This is a genomic window from Enterobacter cloacae subsp. cloacae ATCC 13047 (assembly GCF_000025565.1).
Taxonomy (GTDB): Bacteria; Pseudomonadota; Gammaproteobacteria; order Enterobacterales; family Enterobacteriaceae; genus Enterobacter; species Enterobacter cloacae.
This window is the reverse complement of the sequence record NC_014121.1, coordinates 1,491,512-1,506,839: the sequence shown is the minus strand read 5'-3', so window position 1 is coordinate 1,506,839 and position 15,328 is coordinate 1,491,512. Positions and strand designations below refer to the sequence as shown.

Genomic DNA, 15,328 nt, shown 5'->3' with positions numbered 1-15,328 from the left:
TTACTCATCTTCGTCGTGCACGGATTGCTCTTTAACAATACGCACCATATCAACGCGATAGTCGTTGGCTTCAACGATGGTAATACTCAGCGGGGGCAGTTCGATCACATCCCCCACGCGCGGGATCTGCCCGTTTACGGCGATGACCAGACCGGCCACAGTGGCAATGTCTTCTTCATCGTTGACCACGTTTTCCAGCCCCAGCGTATGCGAAAGCGCGTGCAGGTCAGTGGTACCTTTCACCAGCCAGCCTTCACCATCGGCCACGATTTCCGGTGTTTCGTCCTCATCCGGGAATTCACCGGCAATGGCTTCAAGCACGTCCAGCGGCGTGACCAGCCCCTGCACCACACCGAACTCGTTGGTGACAATCACGAAGCTGCCGCGGGCACGGCGCAGAACGCCAAGCAGGTTGATGGGGTCCAGCGTTTCCGGTACCACGATAGCCGGTGAGGCGGCGGCGATGGCTTCGACGTCAACGCCCTCTTCCAGCGCGACCAGCATCTCTTTGGCACGCACGACACCGATGATCTCATCCAGCTCACCACGACACACCGGGAACAGGCTGTGCGGTGAAGAGAGCAGCTGCTGACGAATTTCATCAACGCTCAACCGGGAATCTACCCAGCTGATCTCGCCGCGCGGGGTCATGATGCCGCGCAGTGAACGGGAGGCCAGGGAGAGAACGCCGTTAATCATATAACGCTCTTCTTCCACAAATGCCCCTTCCGGCACCGGAACCGGGTTACGGTTCTCGGTGTCACTCTGCACATTCACCTGACGGCGACCGCCCATCAGGCGCAGGATGGCATCCGCGGTGCGGGCACGCAACGGCTGATTGGACTGCTGCTTAATAAAGTTACGGCGTGCAATCTGGTTAAACAGTTCGATCAGGATCGAGAAGCCAATCGCGGCATACAGATAACCTTTCGGAATATGGAAACCGAAACCTTCCGCAACGAGGCTCAGACCGATCATCAGCAGGAAGCTCAGACACAGCACCACGACCGTCGGATGTTGGTTCACAAAGCGGGTCAGCGGTTTAGACGCCAGCAGCATAACCGCCATGGCGATAACCACCGCCGCCATCATCACCGGGAGATGGTTCACCATACCCACCGCTGTGATCACCGCATCAAGCGAGAAGACAGCATCCAGCACCACGATCTGCAGCACCACAACCCAGAAGCTGGCATAGCCTTTGCCATGACCATCGTCGTGCTGACGGTTCTCCAGCCGCTCGTGCAGCTCTGTCGTTGCTTTAAAGAGCAGGAATATCCCCCCGAGCAGCATGATCAAATCGCGGCCAGAGAAGGTGAAATCCATGACGGTAAAGAGCGGTTTTGTCAGGGTGACCATCCACGAGATCACGGACAGCAGCGCCAGACGCATAACCAGCGCCAGCGAGAGGCCGATCAGACGCGCTTTATCACGCTGTTTTGGCGGCAGTTTGTCCGCGAGGATGGCAATAAACACCAGGTTATCAATGCCAAGAACGATCTCCAGCACCACCAGCGTGAGCAATCCCACCCAGATTGACGGGTCCATTAAGAATTCCATGACAAGCTCCTGCTAAAGGAATGACGAAACGGTGCCCCACTCAATGTGGGCAAAACAGCGGTAAACAGAGTCGATACGTGGCGAGGATCGCCGGTGAAAAAGGCGCGAAGTGGCCTGATAGATGACTGACGTCGGTGACGGTCCATATAGTGGGCTGTAGCCCTATACTCCTGATCAATTAAACGGAGGCTAAACATATCAGAGACATTACGTTTTTAGCAAAGATTTACGTTCCTTTGCAAAAACGTGAAAAGGCAGAATTTGTGTTGAGTAATTTCTGATTTTCGAAACCTAAATTACGGATCTTCATCACATAAATTATTTTTTCACTATCTAAAATAATTCGCGTAAGTCTGAGCTTTTTTAACTCTAACCCTTATCTGAATCGATTCGGTTCGCCAATACGATTCTCAGTACGTCTGCCTGGCAGAGGTATTAATGATAATAAAAGGAGGTAGCAAGTGACCATTGCTATTGTCATAGGCACACATGGTTGGGCTGCAGAGCAGCTACTCAAAACAGCAGAGATGCTGTTGGGCGAGCAGGAAAACGTCGGCTGGATCGATTTCGTTCCCGGTGAAAACGCCGAGACGCTGATTGAGAAATACACGGCTCAACTGTCGAAGCTGGATACCAGCAAAGGCGTGCTGTTTCTCGTTGATACATGGGGCGGCAGCCCGTTCAACGCTGCCAGCCGCATTGTCGTCGATAAAGAGCACTATGAAGTTGTCGCCGGGGTCAATATTCCGATGCTGGTGGAAACCTTCATGGCACGCGACGACAATCCGACTTTTGATGAGCTGGTTGCCCTGGCGGTCGAAACCGGTCGCGAAGGCGTGAAAGCGCTGAAGGCACAGCCGGTTGAGAAACCCGCACCGGCGGCTGCCGCGGCACCGAAAGCCGCTGCCCCCGCAAAACCGATGGGCCCGAACGATTATATGGTGATTGGCCTTGCGCGTATCGATGACCGTTTAATTCACGGCCAGGTGGCAACGCGCTGGACCAAAGAGACCAACGTTCAACGTATTATCGTGGTCAGCGACGAAGTGGCCGCCGACACGGTGCGTAAAACCCTCCTCACCCAGGTTGCTCCTCCGGGCGTTACCGCGCACGTGGTGGATGTCGCCAAGATGATCCGCGTCTATAACAACCCGAAATATGCCGGTGAACGTGTGATGCTTCTGTTCACTAACCCGACAGACGTCGAGCGCATTGTTGAAGGCGGCGTGAAAATCACCTCCGTGAACATTGGTGGTATGGCTTTCCGTCAGGGCAAAACGCAGGTCAACAACGCGATTTCAGTCGATGCGAAGGATATCGAGGCATTTAACAAGTTGAATGCTCGCGGTATTGAACTGGAAGCCCGTAAGGTTTCCACGGACCCGAAACTGAAAATGATGGATTTGATCGGCAAAGTTGGGAAATAAGCCCGCGCCGGTTTTTCACATAAAGATTATGCAATAGGAGAAGTACAATGGAGATTACCACTCTTCAGATTGTGCTGGTGTTCATCGTCGCGTGTATTGCGGGTATGGAATCCGTACTTGATGAATTTCAGTTCCACCGCCCTCTGGTGGCCTGTACGTTGATTGGCGCCGTTCTCGGTGATATGAAAACCGGTATCATCATCGGTGGTACCCTGGAAATGATCGCCCTTGGCTGGATGAACATCGGTGCGGCGGTTGCGCCCGATGCCGCGCTGGCGTCCATTATTTCAACCGTGTTGGTCATTGCCGGTCATCAAAGCATCGGTGCCGGTATCGCTCTGGCAATTCCGCTGGCTGCCGCAGGCCAGGTACTGACCATTATCGTTCGTACTATCACCGTGGCTTTCCAGCACGCGGCGGATAAGGCGGCCGAAAACGGCAACCTTACGGCGCTCTCCTGGATCCACGTCTCGTCCCTGTTCCTGCAGGCGATGCGTATCGCTATTCCTGCCGTTATCGTCGCTATCTCCGTAGGCACCAGCGAAGTTCAGGGCATGCTCAACGCCATCCCTGAAGTGGTCACCAGCGGTCTGAACATCGCCGGTGGTATGATCGTGGTGGTTGGTTATGCGATGGTCATCAACATGATGCGCGCAGGCTACCTGATGCCATTCTTCTACCTGGGCTTCGTAACCGCGGCGTTCACCAACTTCAACCTGGTTGCTCTCGGTGTGATTGGTGCGGTAATGGCAATTCTCTACATCCAGCTCAGCCCGAAATATAACCGCGTTGCGGGTGCCCCAGCGCAGGCTGCTGGTAATAACGATCTCGATAACGAACTGGACTAACAGGTGAGCGAAATGGTTGATATGACTAAAACTACCCCTGAGAAGAAACTCACTCCGGGTGATATTCGTGGCGTGTTCATCCGTTCTAACCTGTTTCAGGGTTCATGGAACTTCGAACGTATGCAGGCCCTGGGCTTCTGCTTCTCCATGGTACCGGCAATCAAACGCCTCTACCCGGAGAACAACGAAGCACGTCGCCAGGCGATTAAGCGTCACCTGGAATTCTTTAACACCCATCCTTACGTAGCGGCACCGGTACTGGGCGTTACCCTGGCGATGGAAGAGCAGCGTGCAAACGGCGCAGAGATCGACGATGGTGCCATCAACGGTATTAAAGTCGGTCTGATGGGTCCGCTGGCAGGCGTAGGTGACCCGATCTTCTGGGGTACCGTTCGTCCGGTCTTTGCAGCGCTGGGCGCGGGTATCGCGATGAGCGGCAGCCTGCTCGGTCCACTGCTGTTCTTCATCCTGTTCAATGCGGTGCGTCTGCTGACCCGTTACTACGGCGTGGCGTATGGTTACCGTAAAGGGGTGGATATCGTTAAAGATATGGGCGGCGGCTTCCTGCAAAAACTGACAGAGGGGGCGTCAATTCTCGGCCTGTTTGTGATGGGGGCGCTGGTTAACAAGTGGACGCACGTGAACATCCCGCTGGTGGTTTCAACCATCACCGGACAGGATGGGCAAACCCGTGTGACCACCGTGCAGACCATCCTTGACCAGCTGATGCCTGGCCTGGTGCCGCTGCTGTTGACCTTCGCCTGTATGTGGCTGCTGCGTAAGAAAGTGAACCCGCTGTGGATCATCGTTGGCTTCTTCGTCATCGGTATCGCGGGCTACGCTGTTGGTCTGTTGGGCCTGTAAAGCTTTATGTTATACGCCGGGGGCTTGCCCCCGGTTTTTTTATCTGGAGGATGAATGACTGTCACGGACACCGTACTGGTTTTGTTTATTGTTGCCCTTCTGGCTTACGCGATCTATGACGAGTTCATTATGCCTCGCCGCCACGGCGAGACGCTGCTGACCCTTCCCCTCTTACGCCGTGGACGCATTGATGCGTTTATCTTCGCCGGTCTGGTGGTCATCCTGATTTACAATAACGTGACCAGCCATGGTGCAATATTAACCACATGGTTATTATGTGCGCTGGCATTAATGGCGATTTACCTGTTCTGGATCCGTTCGCCAAAACTCATTTTTAAAAAACACGGGTTCTTCTTTGCCAATGTCTGGATAGAATATAACCGCATTAAAGAGATGAATTTATCTGAAGACGGGGTGCTGGTGATGCAATTAGAACAGCGCCGCCTGCTCATTCGGGTCAAAAATATAGATGACCTGGAAAAGATATACAAATTACTCATTAAAACTCAATAAGTTATATTTATAGCATCGGCTATATTCCGTGTTAACGTTGCTCACGAAATATAGCCATAGCTATATTCCATTCTTTTTATCCTTCCTATTTTTTAACGCTATTTTTACGAATAAATCTAAATGAAAATCGTTATCAACAAGATAATAAAATAATACCCCCGCTGTTGTTGTTTTATATTCTCAAAATATGTTAAGGTTGCGCCCGTCGTTGGGGAGTAGCTAATTTCCTGTACTCAGGAAATGTACGTGTCAACATACTCGTTGAAAAACGTGGCGCGTACGGATCGTTTTCTGCACATCATTGTGCGACGGTCAGGCGAGACCATAGATACATCAACTGCTGTTTACTGGGGGCAGTGATGTGTCATATGGATATCTCCCGGTCTGGACGCTTGTATGAACATCTCCGCCACCATTCTTCTCGCTTTCGGCATGTCCATGGATGCTTTTGCTGCTTCCATCGGAAAAGGTGCCACACTCCATAAACCAAAATTTTCTGAAGCGCTGCGCACAGGTCTGATTTTCGGTGCTATCGAAACCCTGACGCCGCTTATCGGCTGGGGCCTGGGTATGCTGGCCAGCCAGTTTGTACTGGAGTGGAACCACTGGATTGCGTTTGTGCTGCTGGTTTTTCTCGGCGGACGAATGGTGATTGAAGGATTCCGTGGCAACAGCGATGAAGATGAAGAGCCTCAGCACCGCCACGGTTTCTGGCTGCTGGTCACCACCGCAATTGCCACCAGCCTTGACGCGATGGCCGTCGGTGTTGGTCTGGCCTTTCTGCAGGTGAATATCATTGCCACCGCGCTGGCCATTGGTTGCGCCACACTGATTATGTCCACCCTGGGTATGATGGTTGGCCGTTTTATCGGCCCGCTGCTGGGTAAGCGAGCCGAGATCCTGGGCGGGATCGTGTTAATCGGTATTGGTGCCCAGATACTCTGGGCACACTTCGCGGGTTAACCTTCGCGCTGCCAGCAGTGGATGCTGAAATCCGTCTGGCAGCGAAACGTGGCCTGTGCAGCCAGCGTCTCCCGGACAGCCGGTTTTGCCCGCCAGGCAAACGGGGTCATTTGCAGTAACGCCACGGCTTCATCCCCTTTCAAATCCATCTCATACGCTACTGTTTCTTCCTGCCTGAGCACAAAACCAGCCAGTTGTTCTGAATGGGGAGCATGCAGGCGAACCTCGTCATAAATCAGCCCTTTCAGCTCCATCAGATGACGTGGTCCTGGCGTGACGGTTATCACCCACCCGCCGGGTTTTACCACCCGAGCCAGCTCTTCTGCCTTACAGGGAGCATAAATACGCACAACGGCATCCATGCTGGCATCTTCAAACGGCAGCCGGTGGCTTGAGGCCACGCAGAACATCACCCCCGCGTAGCGTTTTGCCGCTGCGCGAATCGCCGCTTTCGACACGTCCAGACCCGTCGTCTGCGCGCCCTTCCCGGCGGCAATCTCGGCAAACCTTGCGGTGTAATACCCTTCACCACAGCCGATATCCAGCAGAGCGGAGGCACTCTGCGTCAGCGTGTGGTCCAGCAGCTGAGCGACACTCTCTCTTAGCGGCTTGTAATGTCCGGCATCCAGAAAGGCACGTCGCGCCTGCATCATCTCTGCGCTGTCGCCCGGATCGCGGGAGCGTTTATGCTGCACCGGCAGAAGATTCACATACCCCTCTTTCGCCATATCAAACTGATGTCCCTGCGGACACGCATAACTTTTCTCAGAACGCGTCAGGCGCGCGTGACAAAGGGGGCAACTGAAGGGCATGACAACTCCGGGACATAAATCAAAGGGCGAAGTGTACCGCTATTCGCCCCGTTATAAAACGCCAGGGTTAACGCATGACGATAAGGTGGCCGGAATCAGCCGGCAGGCCATCCGGTTTCACGTTCTCAAGGCGCAGCACATTCCCCATGATCTCACTGAAAACGGGCGCTGAAACGGCACCACCATAATAGGCACCGTTCTGCGGATCGTTTATGACTACCACCAGCGCAAAACGCGGGTCGCTGGCAGGCGCAACGCCTGCGGTATAGGCGACATACTTATCGACGTACTTGCCACTGTCATCAATCTTTTTCGCCGTACCGGTTTTGACCGCCACCCGGTAATCCCGTACGGCGGCCTTCACTCCTCCACCGCCCGGAAGCGCCACGCTTTCCATCATGTGTTCCACTTCATGGGCAATCTCTTCTGGCATGACTCTGTGGCCTATCACCGGCGGGTCGATACGGGTGATCGAGAGCGGGCGCTCAAGCCCATACCCGCCAATGGTGGCGTAGACATGGGCCAGCTGAAGGGGCGTCACCATCAGGCCATAGCCGAAGGCAAAGGTTGCCCTGTCGAGTTGACTCCAGAATTTACGCTGCGGCAGTAACCCTGAGCTTTCGCCCGTTAAACCCAGCCCGGTATTGGTGCCAAAGCCAAAGTTCCGGTAGGTATCGATAAGATGCTGGATGGGCATCGCCAGAGAGAGACGGGAAACACCGGTGTCGCTCGATTTTTGCAGGATCCCGGTCATCGTCAGTTCCGGGTAGTAACCCACATCACGGATACGGTGACCGTCAAGGGTATACGGATGGGTATCAATGACGCTGTCCGGTTGCACCAGCCCCTGCTGCAATGCCGTCATCAGAACCAGCGGCTTAACGGTGGAGCCGGGTTCGAAGGTATCGCTAATGGCACGATTACGAAAATCGTTTAACGTTGCACCTTCACGATTGTTCGGGTTGAAATCGGGATAGCTCGCCATGGCGAGTATTTCCCCTGTGGGGATATTGATCAGGACCGATGCACCCGACTCGGCTTTATTCCAGACCACCGCATTATCAAGCGCGTCCTCGGTGATGGTTTGCAGCCGCTCGTCAATGCTCAACTGGATATTATGCGCAGGAACGGGCGCCACTTCGGTCAGGTTTTCCACCACGCGTCCATAGCGGTCCTCCCTCACCTGCCGGACCCCGGCCTTCCCCATAAGCTGCGCGTTGAAGCTCTTCTCTACGCCTTCAATCCCCTGACCATCAATATTGGTAAAACCGATAAGGTTTGCGGCCACATGACCTGCCGGATAAAAACGCCGGGACTCATCGCGCAGGTTGATGCCCGGCAAATTGAGTTTATCGATCCACTGCGCCTGAGCAGGATCCACCTGACGGGCAAGGTAAATGAAGCGTCCCTGCGGATTACTGTTAATGCGCGATGCCAGCGTGCTAAGGGAGAGATGCAGCGCACTGGCCAGCGCCTGCCAGCGGTCATCAAACCCAACCCCACCTTTTGCCAGCACCGTTTTGGGGTCGGCCCACACGGCCCTGACGGGCACACTCACCGCCAGCGGACGACCTTCACGGTCCATGATCATGCCACGCGGTGCATCAATCGCCACCTCACGCAGCGATCGCATATCTTCCTGTTTTACCAAATTGTCAGGTTTAATAATCTGCAGCCAGGCAACGCGTACCAGTAAAAATGCCAGGCTGCAAAAAATAGCAAAACAGAGCAGAGCAAAACGTGCCGGGGTGAAACTGCCGGCACTCGGTATCATTTTCTTCTTCACCTGAACCCCAGGGCTGTTGAACAACGCCCTGATTTAACGGGAAAAGCCGCTGTGGAGGGGGGAAAACAGTGCTAATAATCTCGTAGCTTTGCAACAAGTTACTAACAGAGACAGGGATGGTAATATTTTGAAAGATAAGGCATATAAAAAAGCCCCGCGTTTGCGAGGCTTTATGTCTGAGATTGAAGTGCTACGCGCTTCAGTCAGCAGCGGTTCGATCAGATAGCAGTTACGTTAACTGCAGCTGGGCCTTTCTGGCCGTCCTGAATTTCGAACTCAACGTTCTGGCCTTCAGCCAGAGTTTTGAAGCCGTTACCCTGGATTGCAGAGAAGTGTACGAACACGTCTTTGCTGCCGTCAGCAGGAGTAATGAAACCAAAACCTTTAGACTCGTTGAACCACTTAACTTGACCTTTAATCTTTGCCATTTGCAAAATTCCTTAGAGTGTTTTCTTAGCCCGCAGGCATTGACTGAGATAAAACTGAGACATTACTGCTTGAGGCACTAATATAAGGTTCGGCAGAGAAGCGGTATTCAACGACAACGTGTTTACTCAGGACTTCTTTACTGAAAATGCCACACATAAACAGAACTGTACCTCGTTTGACCCAAAACGTGTTATCACACACTATGTTTAATATGGCAAGCCATTTTTAAACATGTCTCGATCCGCCGCACAAATTCGAACACAGCCTGTAAGGATTTGCACATTTATGCTTACCGCGTACAAACCAGTCCTCGTCCTTATACAGACTCAACGTTGCTTTCACACCCGCTGTAATCAAAGACTTTTTTAACATAGCTCAATCATTACAATGCGTCCAGCAACCCACGAAAGAAAGCCGGAAACAGTGATTGATTTAGAACATTTTGTGAAAAGTTATGCTCAAATCATTGTAACGCAACTGTATTGTTACAAAGAAAATACACAGCTAATAAGCCCGGCCAAACTGTGTTAAAAATCACCAGATAATAAAAATGTTATGCACCAAAATAATGAAATTTTTATGACTCTGCCTCAAAAGAAGGCAAGCAAAACGTTTCGATAAAAATAAAACATTAGATAGTGGCTTTAATAGCAGAATATATGCAACAAATCATCGCTTCGCTTACAAGGATAAATATTCACCAATTTTCAGTATCCTGAAGGAATTATTAACCGGTGCTAAATTAACAAGCGCGTCAGTTAACTCTCTGACTGGTTCATCAAGTGATTCATCCGCCAGTTCAAACACGCCCCAGTGAATGGGAAAAGCTAAGGGACTTCCCAGCTGCTGCCACAATGCGACGGCAGATTGCGGATCCATATGGTGTACCGCCATGAACCATCTTGGTGCATAGGCGCCAATGGGCAACGCGGCGGCGTCGATTTTGCCCAATCGTTCCGGGATCAAAAGCAGCTCCGGAGAGTAGCCCGTATCGCCGCTAAACCAGAAACGGCGGTGTCGCCCCTCAAAGACCCAGCCACACCACAGAGAGCGATTGCGGTTCCAGAATGTTCGCATGCTCCAGTGCTGTGCCGGAACGGCGGTCAGGGTTATCCCCTGCCAGGTGATACTCTGCCACCAGTCGAGTTCAACGATGCGCCTTGCTCCCCGGCGGCGAAACCACTGTGCAAGTCCTAACGGCACGAAGAAACTGACGTCGGGAAAGCGCTTCAGGATACGGCGAATGGTCGCGTCATCAAGGTGATCGTAATGATTGTGAGAGATAACCACTGCATCAAGCTGCGTGAGTTGTTCCACAGAGAGAGCGGGAGGCGTTCTGCGCAGGGGGCCCAGGAACGGTACGGGAGAGGCGCGTCGGGAAAACACCGGGTCGGTGAGAAGAGTATTGCCGTCCATTTGCAGCAGCATACTCGCATGCCCCAGCCACCATACCCCATCTTCATGAGGTTGATTAAGCGACACAGGCTGCCACCACTGGCGGATAAAGTCGTCATAACCGAGCGCAGGAGGTTTGGGCAAACCGGCTTCTTTACGCGCTTTACGCCAGCGCTCAAGGTCGCCGGGCTGATGCCCAACGGGACAGGTATTCTGAAAACCGTTCGGCGTGTGATGCTTCAGGGAGGCGTCATACCAGGGATTTTTCCAGACCACAACCACCTCCCAGGTCAGAAAGATTAACGCTCTGCCACCAGACGGATGAAGTCGTCTTTGTCGTCGCTCTCTTCCGCAGCAGCTTCTTTCGCCGTTTCTTTCTCTTCCGGTTCGTTAGCCTCACACAGACGGCGTAACAGCGCATTCTGACGCTTTTGCTGATCGAGCAGCGCTTCCAGCAGTTCGATCTGCTCGTTCGTCCGGGAGCTCGCACGGTTCACGAAAAACCAGATGACAAGTCCCACCAGCAAAACAACGACAGAAACCAACAGGGATGCCATATTCAGCAGCCCTGAACTCAGTAACTCACCCATTTCACCACCTCAATAAAAACACGCATTTTACCACTGGCGCGAAGGAAGGAAATCACCTTAAGAAAAAATGCCTGTTACCACGGAATAAACTTATTGATTGCGCAAACGCCGCTAAAAAACTGTACATCCTGATCGCACATCACATTGATCGTCTGCGTCCACAACACCACGCATGCAATCAGCACGATAACCAGAATTACCCAGCGTATTTTTTTCACTCCACACTCCGTCTTAACACCTGTTGCATACAGGTTATCACGGTTATCTTAAACAAGGACTAACTGTAACGCCTGTAAGCCCTTTTCAGAATTATGCACTTGTTTCATAGAGTAAACCGTTTAGTCTTGAGGCATGACAACAAAGATAAAGAGGCAATGATGCATTTAATCATTCGAACAATTATTGCACTGGCCGTAGTATGGATTGGCCTTTTATTAACCGGATATGGCGTGCTTGTGGGGAGCACCGAAAACGCAGCTGGATTAGGTATCCAGTGTAAATACCTGACTGCCCAGGGAATGAGCACCGCCCAGTACCTGCATTCTGATAGCGGGATCATCGGTTTAACCAACTGCCCGGTCCTGCGTAAAACTTCTGTCGTCATTGATAACGGTTAATTACCCTTTTTTACGACCGATAAAAAAACGCCGCAATGTCTGCGGCGTTTTTTATGCTGAGAGGGGTTAAAACGGATACGCGTTATAGCCCATCTGCTCAGAAATCTTACGCGCGGCGGTATGAAGAATAGCAACATACTCATGCAGACGCTCTTCTGAGAAGCGCAGCGTCGGGAAGGAGATACTCAAGCCCGCAATCACCACACCAAAGCGGTCAAATACCGGCACACCAATGCAGCGCAGCCCTTCTTCCTGCTCTTCGTTATCTTCGCCATAACCCTGCTCACGTACCTTATCAAGCACCGTCAGCAGTTCGTCCGTACTGGTGATGGTACGCTGGGTACTGCGTTTGTACTCCACCCCATCCAGAATCTGCTTCACTTCTTCACGGTCACGCCAGGCCAGCAGAACTTTGCCGATAGCCGTGCTGTATAACGGATTGCGACGCCCGATGCGAGAGTACATGCGCAGGTTATACATTGAGTCAATTTTATGGATGTAAACAATGCTGTCTTCATCCAGAGCACCCAGGTGAATGGTTTCTTTGGTCAGACGAGAGAGCTCACGCATCTGGATATCTGCACTACGCACCAGGTCAACGTTTTGCAGCGCACGGGCACCTAATTCGAACAGTTTCAGCGTCAGAGAATATTTTTCAGACTCGCCTTCCTGCGCGACATACCCCAGTGACTTCATGGTTTGCAAAAAGCGATAAACGGTGCTTTTCGACATCATCACACGCTGCGACAATTCTGTAATACCAATTTCACGCTCTTCTCCGAGCGCCTGCAGGATGCCAAACACCTTCAGCACGGAAGAAACAGAATCGGGTTGTTTATCCAAATCTGCAATTGCCATTCATCACCTCATAGAGAGTGTTTTATAAAAATCAGAACCGGTTTTTATTATAAATTCCCGTCATGCCTGCTGCAATCAATCCGCGTTTACTTCGTTACAAATCTGCGACATAAAGCGGTTGTAACAGTGCTAAAATAGTTACCCTGAGAATAATTTCACACTGAGCTATTCATCCCACATGGAAAAAAAACTGTCCGATGGTCTGCCTTTACCCCAGCGGTATGGCGCTATCGCTACGATTATCATCGGTATTTCAATGGCCGTGCTCGACGGCGCGATTGCCAATGTTGCCCTGCCCACCATTGCCAGCGATCTGCATGCCTCACCCGCCAGCTCAATCTGGATTGTTAACGCTTATCAGATAGCGATCGTGATCTCACTGCTCTCGTTCTCGTTTCTGGGTGATATGTTCGGCTACCGGCGGGTGTATCAGTGCGGTCTGGCTGTGTTTACCTTAACCTCACTGTTCTGCGCCCTCTCTGATTCGCTGCATATGCTGACGCTGGCCCGCATTGCGCAGGGTTTTGGCGGCGCGGCGTTGATGAGCGTTAATACCGCGTTGATTCGCTTAATTTATCCTCAGCGCCATTTAGGGCGCGGAATGGGAATAAACTCCTTTATTGTGGCGGTATCCTCGGCCGCCGGGCCCACCATTGCGGCGGCTATACTGTCTGTCGCCTCATGGCAATGGTTGTTCGCCATCAATGTGCCGCTGGGTATGGTGGCCATTTTCTTTGCCCTGCGCTATCTGCCGGGGAACGGCCCCAAAAGCACCATGCCTCGTTTTGATATCGCCAGTGCGGTGATGAATGCGCTGACCTTTGGCCTGTTGATTACGGCCCTGAGCGGCTTTGCGCAGGGTCAATCACTCCTGCTGACCGTCGCAGAGGTTGCTGCTCTGCTGATCATTGGCTACTTCTTTGTTCGCCGCCAGCTCGCTTTACCTGTGCCGTTACTGCCGGTGGATCTGCTGCGTATTCCGCTTTTTTCGCTCTCAATATGCACCTCCATCTGTTCGTTCTGCGCCCAGATGCTCGCCCTCGTCTCTCTGCCCTTTTTCCTGCAGAGCGTAATAGGACGTTCGGAAGTGGAGACTGGACTGCTGCTGACCCCATGGCCGCTGGCAACGATGGTGATGGCACCGCTGGCAGGTTATCTCATAGAGCGCGTGCATGCCGGATTACTGGGCGCGCTGGGGCTGGCAGTCATGGCGGCGGGTCTGTTTGCGCTGGCGCTGCTTCCCTCGCAACCTACGGATCTGGATATTATCTGGCGTATGATCCTCTGCGGTGCCGGTTTTGGCCTGTTCCAGTCGCCGAACAACCACACCATTATCACCTCCGCACCGCGCCACCGAAGTGGAGGAGCCAGTGGCATGTTGGGTACCGCGCGCCTGCTGGGGCAAAGCACCGGTGCGGCACTGGTCGCCCTGATGTTCAACCTCGCCGGGCAGAATGGTAATCACCTTGCGCTCCTCACCGCAGGTGCACTTGCCACCCTTGCCGCGATCGTCAGCGGCCTGCGCGTCACGCAGCCCAGCGTACAGGCATAAAAAAAGCCGGGCGGAGTTACCTCCGCCCGGCTCAGACTGCATCTTCAGCATTACTTCAGGTATTCCCCACTGCGCAGCGCTTCAATGCGTTTATCCAGTGGCGGGTGAGACATAAACAGCTCGCTCAACGATTTTGATTTACCGTTGATGCAGAATGCCATCATGCTGTTAGCTTCCTGCGGCTCGTAGCTGGTTTTCAGACGCTGCAGGGCAGCAATCATCTTCTCACGACCAACCAGTTTCGCAGAGCCGGCATCCGCATGGAATTCACGGTGACGGGAGAACCACATGGTGATGATGCTGGCCAGAATGCCGAACACCAGTTCCAGAACCATTGATACCGCGAAGTAGATCAGCGGGTTACCGTTGCTCTCTTCACCTTCATCGCGGTTTCCACCCATAAAGCCAGCGGCGATCTGCGCCAGAATACGGGAAATAAAGATCACAAAGGTGTTCACCACGCCCTGAATCAGCGTCATGGTTACCATGTCACCGTTCGCAATATGGCTGATCTCGTGCGCGATAACCGCTTCGGCTTCGTCACGGCTCATGTTCTGCAGCAGCCCGGTACTTACGGCAACCAGCGACGCATCGCGACGGGCACCCGTAGCAAAGGCATTGATGTCCGGCGCATGGTAAATGGCAACCTGCGGCATGGCGATCCCCGCCTGCTTAGCTTGCTGCGCCACCGTATTCATCAGCCACTGCTCCATATCGTTGCGCGGCTGTTCAATGACCTCACCACCTACCGATTTCAGCGCCATCCACTTCGACATCAGAAGTGAAATAAAAGAGCCACCAAAACCAAACAGCAGCGCCATAATCAACAGACCCTGAACGCTACTCGACTGAATTCCTGTCAGGCTTAGCACCAGCCCGAATACCACCATTACCGCCAGGTTGGTGAGCAGGAAGAGCGCGATTCGCATCATAATTTTCTTTTAACCTCAGTTTAACAAAACGCACTATGCGATTACCCACATCGTATGGGTATTGCGGCTATTTTCAAGCATACGAAGGGCGTAAGTCACCAGAAAGACACAACTTTACACAATTGGAAATCTGCCTGACGGAAGGATGCAGAACAAAAAGAAACAGGCACAATTTCTTGTGC

The 15,328-nt window shown here is 52.6% G+C and carries 17 protein-coding genes and 1 pseudogene; 7 read left to right on the top strand and 11 right to left on the bottom strand.

The genetic code is table 11. From position 1 onward, the window contains the following. Entirely contained in the window at window positions 1-1,560 is a 1,560-nt protein-coding gene (yoaE, locus tag ECL_RS07310; RefSeq protein ID WP_013096133.1) for a CNNM family cation transport protein YoaE, read from the bottom strand. Then, the gene (locus tag ECL_RS27950; RefSeq protein WP_372588456.1) at window positions 1,548-1,706 is read right to left on the bottom strand and encodes a protein YoaL; all 159 of its coding nucleotides are present in this window, start codon (window positions 1,704-1,706) and stop codon (window positions 1,548-1,550) included. Before ECL_RS27950 ends, yoaE begins: the two co-directional genes overlap by 13 nt. A 315-nt stretch (window positions 1,707-2,021) precedes the next feature. On the opposite strand from ECL_RS27950, the gene manX reads away from it, so the two are divergent. From manX to mntP, 5 genes are all read left to right on the top strand, one after another. Further along, window positions 2,022-2,987 (top strand): PTS mannose transporter subunit IIAB, encoded by a 966-nt coding sequence (manX, locus tag ECL_RS07305; protein ID WP_013096132.1) that lies wholly within the window; start codon window positions 2,022-2,024, stop codon window positions 2,985-2,987. A gap of 47 nt (window positions 2,988-3,034) precedes the next feature. Beyond that, a complete protein-coding gene (gene manY, locus ECL_RS07300; protein ID WP_003859914.1) occupies window positions 3,035-3,835 on the top strand; it encodes a PTS mannose transporter subunit IIC in 801 nt (266 codons plus the stop codon). Between the two features lie 12 nt (window positions 3,836-3,847). Then, window positions 3,848-4,699, top strand: a complete 852-nt coding sequence (locus ECL_RS07295) for a PTS mannose transporter subunit IID (protein ID WP_006175979.1) — start codon at window positions 3,848-3,850, stop codon at window positions 4,697-4,699. Window positions 4,700-4,753: 54 nt separating this feature from the next. Then, window positions 4,754-5,212, top strand: a complete 459-nt coding sequence (locus ECL_RS07290; protein ID WP_013096131.1) for a DUF986 family protein — start codon at window positions 4,754-4,756, stop codon at window positions 5,210-5,212. Between the two features lie 396 nt (window positions 5,213-5,608). Then, a complete protein-coding gene (gene mntP / locus ECL_RS07285; protein WP_013096130.1) occupies window positions 5,609-6,175 on the top strand; it encodes a manganese efflux pump MntP in 567 nt (188 codons plus the stop codon). Here the strand turns inward: mntP and rlmA are convergent. The 7 genes and pseudogenes from rlmA to mgrB form a co-directional block, all read right to left on the bottom strand. Then, window positions 6,172-6,987, bottom strand: coding sequence for a 23S rRNA (guanine(745)-N(1))-methyltransferase (gene rlmA, locus ECL_RS07280; RefSeq protein WP_013096129.1), 816 nt, complete (start codon window positions 6,985-6,987; stop codon window positions 6,172-6,174). The genes mntP and rlmA overlap by 4 nt on opposite strands. Before the next feature lie 67 nt (window positions 6,988-7,054). Beyond that, a complete protein-coding gene (gene ftsI, locus ECL_RS07275) occupies window positions 7,055-8,761 on the bottom strand; it encodes a peptidoglycan glycosyltransferase FtsI (RefSeq protein WP_013096128.1) in 1,707 nt (568 codons plus the stop codon). A 230-nt stretch (window positions 8,762-8,991) separates the two neighbouring features. After that, entirely contained in the window at window positions 8,992-9,201 is a 210-nt protein-coding gene (gene cspE / locus ECL_RS07270; protein WP_001062678.1) for a transcription antiterminator/RNA stability regulator CspE, read from the bottom strand. A 12-nt stretch (window positions 9,202-9,213) separates the two neighbouring features. Then, window positions 9,214-9,358 (bottom strand): annotated as a pseudogene (locus tag ECL_RS07265) (DUF2627 domain-containing protein). Between the two features lie 525 nt (window positions 9,359-9,883). After that, window positions 9,884-10,873, bottom strand: a complete 990-nt coding sequence (locus ECL_RS07260; protein WP_013096126.1) for an MBL fold metallo-hydrolase — start codon at window positions 10,871-10,873, stop codon at window positions 9,884-9,886. Between the two features lie 23 nt (window positions 10,874-10,896). Further along, window positions 10,897-11,187, bottom strand: a complete 291-nt coding sequence (locus tag ECL_RS07255) for a YebO family protein (RefSeq protein ID WP_013096125.1) — start codon at window positions 11,185-11,187, stop codon at window positions 10,897-10,899. Between the two features lie 74 nt (window positions 11,188-11,261). Beyond that, on the bottom strand, window positions 11,262-11,405 hold the full coding sequence (mgrB, locus tag ECL_RS07250) for a PhoP/PhoQ regulatory lipoprotein MgrB (protein ID WP_013096124.1): 144 nt from the start codon (window positions 11,403-11,405) through the stop codon (window positions 11,262-11,264). Window positions 11,406-11,564: 159 nt separating this feature from the next. On the opposite strand from mgrB, the gene ECL_RS07245 reads away from it, so the two are divergent. Continuing rightward, on the top strand, window positions 11,565-11,804 hold the full coding sequence (locus ECL_RS07245; protein ID WP_013096123.1) for a YobH family protein: 240 nt from the start codon (window positions 11,565-11,567) through the stop codon (window positions 11,802-11,804). Between the two features lie 66 nt (window positions 11,805-11,870). Here the strand turns inward: ECL_RS07245 and kdgR are convergent, their stop codons facing one another. Then, window positions 11,871-12,662, bottom strand: coding sequence for a DNA-binding transcriptional regulator KdgR (gene kdgR, locus ECL_RS07240; protein ID WP_013096122.1), 792 nt, complete (start codon window positions 12,660-12,662; stop codon window positions 11,871-11,873). 178 nt (window positions 12,663-12,840) lie between these two features. Between kdgR and ECL_RS07235 the strand changes: the two genes are divergently transcribed. Next, window positions 12,841-14,214, top strand: coding sequence for an MFS transporter (locus ECL_RS07235; RefSeq protein ID WP_013096121.1), 1,374 nt, complete (start codon window positions 12,841-12,843; stop codon window positions 14,212-14,214). Window positions 14,215-14,264: 50 nt separating this feature from the next. Here the strand turns inward: ECL_RS07235 and htpX are convergent, their stop codons facing one another. Then, window positions 14,265-15,146 (bottom strand): protease HtpX, encoded by an 882-nt coding sequence (gene htpX, locus ECL_RS07230; RefSeq protein ID WP_013096120.1) that lies wholly within the window; start codon window positions 15,144-15,146, stop codon window positions 14,265-14,267. Window positions 15,147-15,328: the final 182 nt, after the last annotated feature.